The organism is Delftia sp. ZNC0008, from assembly GCF_000799035.1.
In the GTDB taxonomy this organism is placed as follows: domain Bacteria; phylum Pseudomonadota; class Gammaproteobacteria; order Burkholderiales; family Burkholderiaceae_C; genus Comamonas; species Comamonas tsuruhatensis.
Genome location: NZ_JTKZ01000768.1, coordinates 1 through 12,849 on the forward strand (window position 1 = coordinate 1; position 12,849 = coordinate 12,849).

Consider the following 12,849-nt stretch of genomic DNA (forward strand, 5'->3'; position numbering starts at 1 on the left):
CCGCGTCATCCCAATCCAATCTTGACGCCGCCCGCGCCAACCTGGCCGCCGCCCAGGCCGCCGCCGATGTGGCACGCAAGAGCGTGACCGACAGCGTGCTGCGCAGCCCCATGGACGGGCAGGTCGCCCAGCGTCTGGTGCAGGACGGCGAGCGCGTGGGCGTGGAAACGCGGGTGCTGGAGATCGTCGATCCCTCCGAGCTCGAGGTGGTGGCCCAGCTCGCGCCCGCCGATTCGGTGCGTGTGCAGGTCGGCCAGCAGGCCCTGTTGCAGGTCCAGGGCGCGGGCGACGATGTGGCCGCCGTGCCCGCGCGCGTGGTACGCATCAACCCCAGCGCCCAGGCAGGTTCACGCAGCGTGGCCGTCTATCTGCGTGTGCAGGCTGCACCGGTCAACGCAGGCGCCGCCGGCAGATCCATCCCCATCGTGCGCCCGGGCCTGTACCTGCAGGGCAGCATCGTCACGGGGCAGACCGAACAGCTGGCCGTGCCCCTGACCGCCGTGCGCACCGACCAGCCCCAGCCCTATGTGCAGTTGCTGCAGCCTGCGGGCGAGTCCGAAGCGGACAAGAGCCTGCTGCGCGTGCAGCACCGCCCGGTCACGCTGGGCAGCCAGAGCGCGCAGGATGGGGCCACCTGGATTGCCGTGTCCACCGGCCTGCAGGCCGGTGACAGGGTGCTGGCCGGCAGTGTGGGCGGCCTGCGCGCAGGCACGGCGGTGCAGATGCAGCAAATGCAGCAGGCCCAGGCTGCGCCAGCCCCCGGAGCCCGCTGACCATGTGGTTCACGCGCGTCAGCCTGGCCAACCCTGTGTTCGCCACCATGCTCATGCTGGCCCTCATGGTGCTGGGTGTGTTTTCCTACCAGCGACTCAAGGTGGACCAGTTCCCGAATGTGGACTTCCCCGTGGTCGTGGTCACGGTGGACTATCCGGGCGCCTCGCCCGAGATCGTGGAGTCCGAGGTCACCAAGAAGATCGAGGAAGGCGTCAACTCCATTGCCGGCATCAACGCGCTGACCTCACGCAGCTATGAGAGCACCAGCGTCGTCATCATCGAATTCCAGTTGCATGTCGATGGCCGCCGCGCTGCCGAAGACGTGCGCGAGAAGGTGGCCTCGGTGCGCCCCACCCTGCGCGACGAGGTCAAGGAGCCGCGCGTGCTGCGCTTCGATCCGGCCAGCTCGCCCATCTGGTCCGTGGCCGTGCTGCCCCAGGCCGATGCCGGCGCCAAGGCGCCCGATGCCGTCGCGCTGACCAGCTGGGCCGACCAGGTCCTCAAGAAGCGGCTGGAGAACGTGCGCGGCGTGGGCGCCGTCAACCTGGTGGGCGCCACGCCGCGCGAAATCAACATCTACCTGCAGCCCGAGGCGCTGGAAGCCTATGCCATCACGCCCGACCAGATCGTGAACGCCGTGCGCAGCGAGAACCAGGACCTGCCGCTGGGCGCCATCCGCTCGCGCGAGCAGGAGCGCGTGGTGCAGATCGACGCACGCATGAAGCGCCCGCAGGACTTCGAGCGCATCATCGTCGCCCAGCGCGGCGGCGCTCCCGTGCGGCTGGGCCAGCTGGCCCGCGTGCAGGACGGCGCGGGCGAACTGGAAACCGTGGCCCTGTACAACAGCAGCCGCACCCTGCTGCTGTCCGTGCAGAAGGCCCAGGACGAGAACACCATCGAAGTCGTGGACGGCCTGAACGCCACGCTGCGCGAGATCGCCGCCGAAGTGCCGGCCGGCGTGCGGCTGGAGCCGATTGCCGACAGCGCCCGCCCCATCCGCGTGGCCGTCAACAACGTGCGCCAGACGCTGATCGAGGGCGCGGCACTGACGGTGCTCATCGTCTTCCTGTTCCTGAACTCCTGGCGCTCCACGGTGATCACGGGGCTGACGCTGCCGATTGCGCTGATCGGCACCTTTTTGTTCATGTACTGGTTCGGCTTCTCGATCAACATGATCACGCTGATGGCGCTGTCGCTGTGCGTGGGCCTGCTGATCGACGACGCCATCGTGGTGCGCGAGAACATCGTGCGCCACGTGCAGATGGGCAAGGACGCGCATGCGGCCGCGCTCGACGGCACGCAGGAGATCGGCCTGGCCGTGCTGGCCACCACGCTGTCCATCGTGGCGGTGTTCCTGCCCATCGGCTTCATGGGCGGCATCATCGGCAAGTTCTTCCACGAATTCGGCATCACCATCGTGGCGGCCGTGATGATCTCCATGTTCGTGAGCTTCACGCTGGACCCCATGCTGTCCAGCGTCTGGCACGACCCGACCATCCACGCCCATGGCGAGCAGCGCGGCCGCAGCCTCTACGACCGCACGCTGGGCCGGGTCACGGCCTGGTTCGAGCGCGCCACCGACTCGCTGTCCCACTTCTACCAGGATGTGCTGGGCTGGGCGCTGCGCCACAAGATCGCCACGCTGGCGGCGGCGCTGGCCATCTTCGTGGCCAGCATCTTCCTGGTGCCGCTGCTGGGCACGGAATTCGTGCCCAAGGCCGATTTCTCCGAGACCACGGTGAGCTTCAACACGCCCGTGGGCTCGTCCATCGAGGCCACGGAGGCCAAGGCCCGCCAGGTCGATGCCATCATCCGCGCCCTGCCCGAGGTCCGCTACACGCTGGCCACCATCAACACCGGCACGGCCCAGGGCAAGATATACGCCAGCATCTACATCCGCCTGCTGGACCGCCATTTGCGCCAGCGCAGCGGTGACGAACTGTCGGGCGTGCTGCGCGAGCAGTTGCAAAGCGTGCCCGGCATCACCGTCACCCATGTGGGCCAGCGCGAGCCCGTGGGCGGGCAAAAACAGGTCGAATTCTCGCTGCAGGGCCCGGACCTGGGCGAACTGGAGCGCCTGAACCGCGTGGTGATGGAACGCCTGCGCGGCATTCCCGGACTGGTGGACCTGGACAGCAGCCTCAAGCCCGACAAGCCCGTGATCGACATCACCGTGCGGCGCGATGCGGCCGCCGACCTGGGCCTGTCGGTAGGCTCCATGGCCGCCGCGCTGCGCACCTGGGTGGCCGGCCAGACCGTGGGCAACTGGCGCGCCAGCGACGACCAGACCTATGACGTCAAGGTACGCCTGGCGCCCGAATCACGCAGCACGCCCCAGGACCTGGAGCGCCTGCCCTTCGCCCTGCCCTCCACCTCCGGCGACGGCAACATGCGCATCGTGCGGCTGAACCAGGTGGCCACCGTCACGCCCGGCACCGGCCCCAGCCAGATCAACCGCCGCGACATGACGCGCGAGGTCGCCTTCAGCGGCAACGTCTACCTGCGCTCCAGCGGCGAGGTCTCGGCCGACATCCGCAAGGCCTTGGCCGACATCGCCCTGCCGCCCGGCTACCGCACGCAGTTCAGCGGCGCCACCAAGAGCATGAACGAGTCCTTCGGCTATGCCGTGTCCGCCCTGGCGCTGGCCATCATCTTCATCTACATGATCCTGGCCAGCCAGTTCAAGAGCTTCCTGCAGCCGCTGGCGCTGATGACCTCGCTGCCGCTGACGCTGATCGGCGTGGTGCTGGCGCTGATGATGTTCGGCTCGGCCCTGTCCATGTTCTCCATCATCGGCGTGGTCATGCTCATGGGACTGGTCACCAAGAACGCCATCTTGCTGGTGGACTTCGCCATCCGTGCGCGCGGGCCGCACAGCGACCCGGACACCGGCCAGATCCGCGACGGCCTGCCGCGCGAGCAGGCCCTGCTGCTGGCGGCGCGCGTGCGGCTGCGCCCCATCCTGATGACCACGCTGGCCATGATCTTCGGCATGGTGCCCCTGGCCTTCGCGCTCAGCGAGGGCTCCGAGCAGCGTGCGCCCATGGGCCAGTCGGTGATCGGCGGCGTGGTGACTTCCTCCCTGCTGACCCTGGTGGTCGTGCCCGTGGTCTATTGCTACCTCGATGACTTCTCCCAGTGGCTGCGGCGTCTGTGGAACGGCAACCAGCACGACGCGGCCCCCGGCCAAGGCGCCGCCAGCGCCCCCACCCTGCCGCGAGACTCGTAGAATCAAAGGTTTGTCCTGACAAGTCTTTCTCCGGAGATACCCCATGAGCCTGCCCCTGAACAGCCTGCCCGAACACCACAGCGCCCAAGCGCACGCGCGCTACAACATGATCGAGCAACAGATCCGCCCCTGGAACGTGCTTGATGAAGAAGTGCTGGCGCTGCTGGGCAAGGTGCACCGCGAGAATTTCGTGCCGCCCGAGCATGCCGGCCTGGCCTTCATGGACCTGGAAATCCCCCTGGTCGCCCCGGCCGAGGAAGCCGCCGCCAAGGGCTGGTGCATGCTGGCCCCGCGCATCGAGGCGCGCATGCTGCAGGACCTGAAGATCAAGCCCACCGACCGCGTGCTGGAAATCGGCGCCGGCTCGGGCTACATGGCCGCCCTGCTGGCCGCCCAGGCCAAGGAAGTCGTGACGCTGGAAATCGTGCCCGAGCTGGCCGAGATGGCCCGCGAAAACCTGCTGGGCGCCGGCATCACCAATGCCGAGGTCAAGCTGGCCGATGGCGCCACGGCAGCGGCTGCCCTGGGCCAGTTCGACGCCATCGTGCTCAGCGGCTCGGTCGCCCAGGTGCCGCAGGCCCTGCTGGCCCAGCTCAACGACGGCGGCCGCCTGGCGGCCATCGTCGGCCAGCTGCCCATGATGCGTTTCACGCTGGTGCGCAAGAACGGCCACCAGTTCGAGACGAGCCAGCCCTGGGACGTGGTGACCGCCCGCCTGGCCAATTTCGAAGAGCCTTCGCGCTTCACGTTCTGAAACCCGCTGCAGCGGCCGATGCCCGCAGGACCATGGCCGCTGCCGCAACCCCATTCCATTCCGCAAGGATCTTTCCGATGCTTCCCCAAGTGCCTCCCGCGCAACTCAACGATTGGCTGACCCAGCACTCCAGCGGCTCCGATGCCCTGCCCCTGGTGCTGGACGTGCGCGAGCCCTGGGAAGTGGCCCAGGCCAGCGTACGCCCCGAGGGCTTCGAGCTGCGCTGCATCCCCATGGGCGAGATTCCCTCGCGCCTGCAGGAACTCGATCCGGATCACCCCACAGCCTGCCTGTGCCATCACGGCGCACGCAGCATGCATGTCGCTGCCTTCCTGATGAACAACGGCTTCGAGACCGTGGCCAATATCAGCGGAGGCATCGATGCCTGGTCGCGCGAGCGCGACCCAGGCGTGCCGCGCTACTGAGCGGCAAGACGCAAAAGAAGCCCGGGACACGGCCAACCCGCCGTCCCCGGTGCTTCGTGACGACTGTGTTTTGATTCGAGGACCTCTATGCCCCTGCTTCGGCCCCTTGCCCCTGTCGCTTACGCCCCGCCCCGCCCACACGCCTGGCCCCTTCGCCAGATTGCCTTGCTGCTGTGTGCCTGCGGCATGGGGACCGCTCTGGCTCAGTCCACCGCCCCTGCCGCCCCGGCCTCGGGCCTGCCTGCCGTGACAGCCTCATCGGCCACGGGCCAGAGCCTGTCGGAGTTGGTCGCCAAGGCACGCGGCTACGACGCCCAGTGGCAGGCCCAGCAGGCCGACGCCCAGGCCGCCGCCAGCCGTGCCGAGCAGGCACGCTCGGGCCTTCTGCCCAGCGTGGGCCTGCAGGCGGGCGCCAACACATCGCATGTGGAAGTCAGCGTGCTGCCGGGGAGCTTTCGCTCGCCCCAGCAGAACCTGCAGCTCAGCGCCCAGCAGCCGCTGTACCGCCCGGCCAACAAGATCGCCTACGACCAGGGCCAGCGCGGCGTGGACGTGGCGCGCGCCCAGTTGGACAGCGGCGAGCAGAACCTGCTGGTGCGCGTGGCCCAGGCCTACTTCGATGTCCTCGGTGCCCAGGACAGCCTGGCCGTGGTCAAGGCACAGAAGGCCGCCATTGCACAGCAGCTGGAATTCGCCAAGCGCAACTTCGAGGTCGGCACGGCCACTATCACCGACTCGCGCGAAGCCCAGGCCCGGTTCGACCTGGCCGGCGCGCAGGAAATCGCCGCCGAGAACGACCTGCGCGTCAAGCGCCTGGTGCTGGATCAGATCGTCGGCGCCGTGGGCACCGTGCCCCGCCCGCTGGCCCAGCCGCTGCAGTTGCCGGCCCTGATGCCCGCCGATGCCCAGGCCTGGGTGGACACCGCCCTGCAAGGCCAGCCCCAGCTGCGCCAGGCCCGCCTGGCGCTGGACATCGCCCAGCTGGAAACGAAGAAAGCCGAGGCCGGCCACAAGCCCACCGTGGACCTGCAGGCCGGCTACGTGGTCAACCGCTATCCCAACGGTTCGGTCACCCCGCAGATCGGCACCAGCTACCGCACCAATGCCGCCAGCGTGGGCGTGGTCATGAACCTGCCGCTGTTCGCCGGCTTTGCCGTGCAAAACCGCATCAAGGAAACCCTGGCGCTGGAAGACAAGGCGCGGGCACAGCTAGACGACGCCCAGCGCAACGTGGAGCAGAGCACGCGCACGGCCTTCTTCGGCGTGCAGTCGGGCCAGGCCCAGGTCAAGGCGCTGGAGGCCGCGCTGGCGTCCAGCCAAAGCGCTCTGGACGCCAACAAGCTTGGCTACGAGGTCGGCGTGCGCATCAACATCGACGTGCTCAACGCGCAAAGCCAGCTCTACCAGACCCAGCGCGACCTGGCCCTGGCGCGCTACCAGGTGCTGCTGGGCCAGCTCAAGCTGCGCCAAGCCGCCGGCACGCTCAGCGACGACGACCTGCGCGCCATCGATGCGCTGTCGCTCCGCGCGCCAGCCCCTTGAATCCCTGAAGCGCCCGCACGGCCGGCAGTGCCCCAGGCTGATGCCCGGCCGCCGCGGGCCGCGCGCCTGGCGCCGCAGCCCTGTGCTCTGGCAAAGCCGAGGCACGCAAACCCGCCACGACCAGCATCCAGGCAGCCAGCGCACACAGCGCCGCCAGGCGGCTCAGCAAGGAACAGCGGGAGAGTCTTGGCATGCGCGCCTTCTTCGGAGTTGTCGAGCGGGCCACTGTGGCAAACCCGCCTGAAGACCTGCCCTGGCTTTCCTGAAGGGATGCTGAAGCGCATCGTCCCCGCCTTGACCGATACTCGCGGCAGCCCTCCCGCAGGCGCCGGTCCGCGGCATGGGAGCGGCACAGGAAACACACGATGAGACTGCTGCTGGTGGAGGACGATCTGGATCTGGGCAATGGCGTGCGCATCGCATTGGGCGATCACGCCATGGACGTGGTCTGGGTGCGCCGCCTGTCCGATGCGCTGCGCACGCTGGAGCAGCAAAGCTTCGAGATGGTGCTGCTGGACCTGGGCCTGCCCGATGGCGACGGCATCAGCCTGCTGGCGCGCCTGCGCCGCGAATGGCGCCGCCTGCCCGTGCTGATCCTGAGCGCACGCGACAGCCTGCATGACCGGCTGCACGGCCTGGACAGCGGCGCCGATGACTATCTGGTCAAGCCCTTTGCCCTTGCCGAACTGGTGTCACGCGTGCGCGCCCTGGCGCGCCGCAGCTATGGGCAGGGCGACGGAACGCTGCATCTGCGCGGCCTGTCGCTGCACGAGCCCACGCGCCGTGTCAGCGTTGCAGGCCAGAACGTCGAGCTGTCCCGCTGCGAATTCGACCTGCTGGCCCTGCTGCTGCGGCGCATGGACCGCGTGGTCACGCGCAGCGGCATCGAGGAGGAAGTCATCCCGGGCGGCAGCGCCAACGGCAGCAATGCGCTGGAGGTCCATGTCTCCAACCTGCGCCGCAAGATCGGGCCAGGCTTCATACGCACGGTGCGCGGCATTGGCTATGTCATCGACTCGCAGCCGATGGCTCCCCTGTCCTGACCATGACATCGCAGACCGTGCAGGGGCAACAGGCCAGCCCGAGATGGCGCCGCTGGCTGCGGCCCACACTGGGCCGGCGGATGCTGCTGGCCCAGATGGGCGTGCTCACCGCGATCTGGACCGCGTTGCTGGTGGCAGCCATCTACATGGCCCACTTCCACAATGAATTGCTGGTCAGCAAGCCTGTCTACGAACTTGTCATGGCAGTGGCCGAGGACCTGGCCGACCTTCCGGACCGCCAGCAGCACAGCCTGGCCGCGCTGGACACGGCCCTGCGCCATGAATACAGCGATGGAGACGACGACATCCGCTTCACGCCCACGCTGCTGGTCTGGCAGCGCGGCCAGCTCCTGTACCGCTCGCCCACGCCGGCACCCACCCTGCGCAACCGCGTGCTGGACACGGTCGAGGACATAGATTTCGAAGGGCAGACCTGGCGCATGAGCACGCTGCGCTCGGCCTCGGGCCAGACCGAAGTCACGCTGATGCTGCCGTCCTTCAAGGAACTGCTGATCACCCTCAACACCCGCAGCTACTACCTGCTGCCGCTGCTGATCAGCCTGCCCTTCCTGGCCTTTCCGGCCTGGTGGTCGGTACGCGCGGCACTGCGCCCGCTGCGCCGTGTGGGTGACGAGCTGGCCACACGCGGCCCCGACGACCTCAGCGCGCTCACCTATGCGCCGCCACATGCCGAGCTGCGGCCGCTGGTGCAGGACATCAACGCCCTGCTGGCCCGCGTGCGCTCCAGCAGCGAGCGCGAGCGCAACCTCATCGCCGATGCAGCCCACGAACTGCGCACGCCGCTGGCAGCCATGCACGTCAACGTCGAGGCCCTGCTGCGCCTTGGCAGCGAACCGCGCCAGCAGGAACTCATGGACAGCCTGCTGCGCAGCAACCAGCGCGCCAGCCGCATGGTGGCCCAGCTGCTGCAGCTCATGCGCAGCGAGACCGAAGCGCCCGGCATGGCCATGCAGCCGCTGCGCCTGGACCTGCTGCTGGAAGACCGGCTCGCCGCACTCGACGCCCTGGCCTGCCGCCGCCCGGTGGAACTGGCCCTGGAAGCCAGCGAGCCACTGAGCGTGATGGGCGAACGCGAAGGCCTGGTCTCGCTGATCGACAACCTCGTGGACAACGCCATCAAATACAGCCCCGCCCACGCCACCATCAGCGTGCGCCTGCAGCGCCAGGGCGACCAGGCCGTGCTCCAGGTGCGCGACCGTGGCCCGGGCATTGCCGAGGCCTGGCGCCAGCGTGTCTTCGACCGCTTCTTCCGCGTACCCGACCAGAGCCAGAGCGGCAGCGGCCTGGGCCTGGCCATCGCCAGGACCGTGACCGAGCGGCACGGCGGCAGCATCGAGCTGCTCAGTGCGGAGGATGGAGGGCTGCTGGCGAGTGTGAGCCTGCCCGTGCTGCAGGAAGGATCGGGCCCTTGATGCGTGCATGGGCCCAGGATTGCAGAGCCAACAGTCCAGGAACTAGACTGGGCCTGTAACCCGTGAGCGAAGGAGTGCAATCATGAAATCCTGGCCTGTACAAGATGCCCAAGACCACTTCAACGAGCTTCTCGAAGCCTGCCTGACCGATGGTCCGCAAGTGTTGACCCGGCATGGCGCGGACACTGCCGTGCTCGTTCCTATGCAAGAGTGGCGCCGTCTGCATCCCGCTGCCGAACTTGCGTCGCTCAAGGAACTGCTGCTCTCGGAAGCGGGCCGCGCAGACCTGCTGATCCCGCCGCGCGGCCAGGCGCACCGCAGGCCCGTCGAGCCCGCCAACTGAGTGCGCCAGAAATGTATTTGCTGGACACCAACATCATTTCAGAGCTGCGGCGCCCCAGGCCCCACGGAGCCGTCCTGGCCTGGCTTCAAGCCCTGCCTGAGCCGGAGCTCCATCTGTCCGCGGTCAGCCTGGGCGAAATCCAGGCGGGCATCGAGCTGACCCGGCAACAGGATGCTGAGAAGGCCCGGGAAATCGAACGCTGGGCAGATCTGGTCTCCGCCTCCTACAACGTGCTGCCGATGGATGCCGAGAGCTTTCGGATCTGGGCCCGGCTGATGCACGGGCGCTCCGATGCGCTGTATGAGGACGCAATGATTGCAGCCACGGCCATCCGCCACAGGCTGGTCGTGGCCACACGCAACATTCGAGACTTCGCGGATTTTGGCGTGGCGCTTGTCAACCCCTTTGAGTCGCCCTTTCGCTGAACGGGCACAAGCCCCTTTGGTGCGTAGTCTTGCCTGCCCGCGCCCCTTGCACAGGAGGATCAGGAGAGCGGCTGCACCAGCCCGGCCACCGCCTGCGCCGTGGCCCGTGCGGCCCCACGGTGCTGGTCCAGAAAGCCGCGCGCCTGGGCCACGGCATGGGCGTGGGACTGGCGGTCCCCGGCCAGGTCCACGGCCAGGCGCAGCCCGTGCTCCAGGTCGGGTGCGCGCAGCGCGGCGCCGGCCTCGCAGGCCAGGTCCGAGGCCTCGCTGAAGTTGAAGGTGTGCGGCCCCAGCACCACGGGGCAGTCGCAGGCCAGGGCCTCGATGAGGTTCTGGCCACCCAGCGGCGCAAAGCTGCCGCCCATGAGCGTGGCGTCGGCCAGGCCGTAGTACAGGGCCATCTCGCCCAGCGAATCACCCAGCCAGATGTCGATGTCATCCGCCGCAGCTCCGCAGGGCGGGCCACCCACCCACTGGCTGCGGCGCGAGACATGCAGGCCGCCGCCAGCCAGCAGCGCCGCCACTTCGTCAAAGCGCTGCGGATGGCGCGGCACGACCAGCCATTGCACGGCCCGGCCCACAGGCCCCAGCGTGCGCAGGGCGGACAGCAGCATGGCCTCCTCGCCCTCGCGGCTGCTGGCCAGCAGCACCACAGGGCGGGACAGGCCGGACTTCCATTGCCGGGCGCGCTCCAGCAGCGCCGCGTCCGGACGCGCATCGAATTTCAGGTTGCCGAGCACGCCGCGCACGGGCGCACCCAGCAGGCGCAGGCGCTGCGCATCGTCCTCGGTCTGCGCCCAGGCGGCGGCCAGGGCGGCATAGGTGGGCCGCGCCAGCGGCGCCACGCGCAGTGCCTGGCCCAGCGATTTGTCGCTGAGTCGCGCATTGGCCAGCGCCAGCGGCACGCCCTCTTCGCGGCAGATGGCGACCAGATTGGGCCAGACCTCGGTTTCCATGAGCACGCCGACCGCGGGCCTGAATTGCTGCACGAAGCGGCGCACGGCCGCTGGCGTATCCCAGGGCTGCCAGACCTGCAGGTCGCCGGGCTGCAGCAGCCGGCGGCCTTCGGTGCGGCCCGTGGCCGTGCCATGGGTCAGCAGCAGGCGCATGCCGGGCAGGCGCTCGCGCAGCGCGGTCAGCAAGATGGCGGCAGCGCGCGTCTCGCCCAGCGATACGGCGTGAATCCAGATCCACCGGCCGCGTCCGTCCTGCCCCAGCGTGGCCGGCTGGTAGCGGCCAAAGCGCTCGGGAATGTGCTCGGCATAGACGGGCTCGGCCTCGGCGCGGCGCAGCAGCTTGCGTCGCAGCAGCGGCTGCGCCGCCCAGGTCACGGCGCTGTACAGCGCGCGCGCCCAGGACGTGGGAGAGCGGGAAGTCATCGCCTGGCGCGCAAATCAGTGCGCGGCACCGCCAACCTGCGCGCCGGGCTTGACGCGCTCCAGCAGCGCCAGCATCTGCGTCTCGATGCGCGACAGCGCCTCCTGGGTCTGGCCCTCGAAGCGCAGCACCAGCACGGGCGTGGTGTTGCTGGCGCGGATCAGGCCGAAGCCGTCGGCCCAGTCCACGCGCAGGCCGTCGATGGTGCTGACCTGGGCCGGTGCGGCAAAGGTCTCGGCGGCCAGGGCCTGCAGTTCGGCGGCCAGGCGATGGGGCTCGCCCTCGGCGCAGGCCACATTCAGTTCCGGGGTGGAAAAGCTGGTGGGCAGCGCGTTGAGCAAGGCGCTGGGGTCGGCCTCGCGGCTGACGATCTCCAGCAGGCGGCAGCCCGCGTAGGTGCCGTCATCGAAGCCGTACCAGCGCTCCTTGAAGAAGATGTGGCCGCTCATCTCGCCGCCCAGCGGCGCGTCCAGTTCCTTCATGCGGGCCTTGACCAGGGAGTGCCCGGTCTTGAACATCACGGGCTCGCCCCCGGCCTCGCGGATGGCGGGCGCCAGGCGCTGCGTGCATTTGACGTCGTAGACGATGCTGCCGCCCGGCACGCGCGAGAGCACGTCCTTGGCAAACAGCATCATCTGGCGGTCGGGGAAGATGTTCTGGCCGTCCTTGGTGACGATGCCCAGGCGGTCGCCGTCACCGTCGAAGGCCAGGCCCAGTTCGGCGTCCGAGGTGCGCAGCGCCTCGATCACGTCGCGCAGGTTCTCGGGCTTGCTGGGATCGGGATGGTGGTTGGGGAATTCACCGTCCACTTCGGAGAACAGTTCGATCACCTCGCAGCCCAGGGCGCGGAAGATGCCGGGCGCCGAGGCCCCGGCCACGCCGTTGCCGCAGTCCACCACGATCTTGATGGGGCGCGCCAGCTTCACATCACCCACGATGCGCGCCTGGTAGTCGGCCCGCACATCGGCGCGGCGCACGCTGCCGGTGCCCGTGATCGTCCAGTCATCGCTTTCGACGCGGCGGCGCAGCGCCTGGATTTCCTCGCCGTAGATGGCTCGGCCGGCCAGCACCATCTTGAAACCGTTGTAGTCCTTGGGATTGTGGCTGCCCGTGACCTGGATGCCCGAGCGCGCCAGCGTGCTGGCTGCGTAGTACAGCATGGGCGTGGTGGCCAGGCCGATGTCGATCACCTCGATGCCGACCTCGGTCAGCCCGGCGATCAGCGCCGCGGACAGCGAGGGTCCCGACAGGCGGCCATCGCGTCCCACGGCCACCACGGTCTCGCCGGCCGCCAGGGCCGCCATGCCGAAGGCGCGGCCCACGCCGAGCGCGACCTCCTCGTTGAGCGTGGACGGCACGATGCCGCGGATGTCATAGGCTTTGAAGATGGAAGATGCGACCTGCACGTCGAAAACGCTTTCTCGTCGGTTGAAAACAGGGCGCCGCAGCCTGGGGACCTGGCCCGGCTGCGGCCCAAGGCGCGATTGTAGGCGCGGCAGGCTTG

General features: G+C 68.8%; 11 protein-coding genes. 9 read left to right on the forward strand and 2 right to left on the reverse strand.

The features are described 5' to 3' along the window. The 9 genes from L995_RS24845 to L995_RS24885 all read left to right on the forward strand — a co-directional run. Nucleotides 1–773 (forward strand): efflux RND transporter periplasmic adaptor subunit (locus tag L995_RS24845; RefSeq protein WP_047474043.1); only part of this gene is annotated, 773 nt, incomplete at its 5' end. A 2-nt stretch (nt 774–775) separates the two neighbouring features. Next, nucleotides 776–4,003 (forward strand): efflux RND transporter permease subunit, encoded by a 3,228-nt coding sequence (locus L995_RS24850; RefSeq protein ID WP_016447087.1) that lies wholly within the window; start codon nt 776–778, stop codon nt 4,001–4,003. A gap of 43 nt (nt 4,004–4,046) precedes the next feature. Next, on the forward strand, nt 4,047–4,757 hold the full coding sequence (locus tag L995_RS24855; RefSeq protein WP_016447088.1) for a protein-L-isoaspartate O-methyltransferase family protein: 711 nt from the start codon (nt 4,047–4,049) through the stop codon (nt 4,755–4,757). Nucleotides 4,758–4,834: 77 nt separating this feature from the next. After that, nucleotides 4,835–5,182 carry a rhodanese-like domain-containing protein gene (locus tag L995_RS24860; protein ID WP_016447089.1) on the forward strand — a complete coding sequence of 116 codons (348 nt, stop codon included), beginning with the start codon at nt 4,835–4,837 and terminating at the stop codon, nt 5,180–5,182. Between the two features lie 87 nt (nt 5,183–5,269). Then, nucleotides 5,270–6,724, forward strand: a complete 1,455-nt coding sequence (locus L995_RS24865) for a TolC family outer membrane protein (protein WP_046239233.1) — start codon at nt 5,270–5,272, stop codon at nt 6,722–6,724. Between the two features lie 365 nt (nt 6,725–7,089). Then, nucleotides 7,090–7,767 carry a response regulator gene (locus L995_RS24870; protein WP_016447091.1) on the forward strand — a complete coding sequence of 226 codons (678 nt, stop codon included), beginning with the start codon at nt 7,090–7,092 and terminating at the stop codon, nt 7,765–7,767. Nucleotides 7,768–7,769: 2 nt separating this feature from the next. Continuing rightward, complete coding sequence (locus L995_RS24875) at nt 7,770–9,200, forward strand: sensor histidine kinase (protein WP_047474044.1); 1,431 nt, start codon at nt 7,770–7,772, stop codon at nt 9,198–9,200. Between the two features lie 82 nt (nt 9,201–9,282). After that, nucleotides 9,283–9,543: a type II toxin-antitoxin system Phd/YefM family antitoxin gene (locus L995_RS24880; RefSeq protein ID WP_047474045.1), complete on the forward strand. Its 261-nt coding sequence runs from the start codon at nt 9,283–9,285 to the stop codon at nt 9,541–9,543. 11 nt (nt 9,544–9,554) lie between these two features. Continuing rightward, nucleotides 9,555–9,968: a type II toxin-antitoxin system VapC family toxin gene (locus tag L995_RS24885; protein ID WP_043790155.1), complete on the forward strand. Its 414-nt coding sequence runs from the start codon at nt 9,555–9,557 to the stop codon at nt 9,966–9,968. Between the two features lie 59 nt (nt 9,969–10,027). Here L995_RS24885 and L995_RS24890 read toward each other — a convergent pair whose 3' ends face one another. Together L995_RS24890 and L995_RS24895 are read right to left on the reverse strand one after the other, a co-directional pair. Further along, nucleotides 10,028–11,347: a 3-deoxy-D-manno-octulosonic acid transferase gene (locus tag L995_RS24890; RefSeq protein WP_047474046.1), complete on the reverse strand. Its 1,320-nt coding sequence runs from the start codon at nt 11,345–11,347 to the stop codon at nt 10,028–10,030. Nucleotides 11,348–11,362: 15 nt separating this feature from the next. Continuing rightward, nucleotides 11,363–12,751 (reverse strand): phosphomannomutase/phosphoglucomutase, encoded by a 1,389-nt coding sequence (locus L995_RS24895; RefSeq protein WP_047474047.1) that lies wholly within the window; start codon nt 12,749–12,751, stop codon nt 11,363–11,365. Nucleotides 12,752–12,849 lie beyond the last annotated feature (98 nt).

What these genes read in the sequence shown, in the direction of transcription:
- L995_RS24850 (WP_016447087.1), top strand. Translation starts at nt 776, where the DNA reads ATGTGGTTCACGCGCGTCAGCCTGGCCAACCCTGTGTTCGCCACCATG.
- L995_RS24855 (WP_016447088.1), top strand. Translation starts at nt 4,047, where the DNA reads ATGAGCCTGCCCCTGAACAGCCTGCCCGAACACCACAGCGCCCAAGCG.
- L995_RS24860 (WP_016447089.1), top strand. Translation starts at nt 4,835, where the DNA reads ATGCTTCCCCAAGTGCCTCCCGCGCAACTCAACGATTGGCTGACCCAG.
- L995_RS24865 (WP_046239233.1), top strand. Translation starts at nt 5,270, where the DNA reads ATGCCCCTGCTTCGGCCCCTTGCCCCTGTCGCTTACGCCCCGCCCCGC.
- L995_RS24870 (WP_016447091.1), top strand. Translation starts at nt 7,090, where the DNA reads ATGAGACTGCTGCTGGTGGAGGACGATCTGGATCTGGGCAATGGCGTG.
- L995_RS24875 (WP_047474044.1), top strand. Translation starts at nt 7,770, where the DNA reads ATGACATCGCAGACCGTGCAGGGGCAACAGGCCAGCCCGAGATGGCGC.
- L995_RS24880 (WP_047474045.1), top strand. Translation starts at nt 9,283, where the DNA reads ATGAAATCCTGGCCTGTACAAGATGCCCAAGACCACTTCAACGAGCTT.
- L995_RS24885 (WP_043790155.1), top strand. Translation starts at nt 9,555, where the DNA reads ATGTATTTGCTGGACACCAACATCATTTCAGAGCTGCGGCGCCCCAGG.
- L995_RS24890 (WP_047474046.1), bottom strand. Translation starts at nt 11,347, where the DNA reads ATGACTTCCCGCTCTCCCACGTCCTGGGCGCGCGCGCTGTACAGCGCC.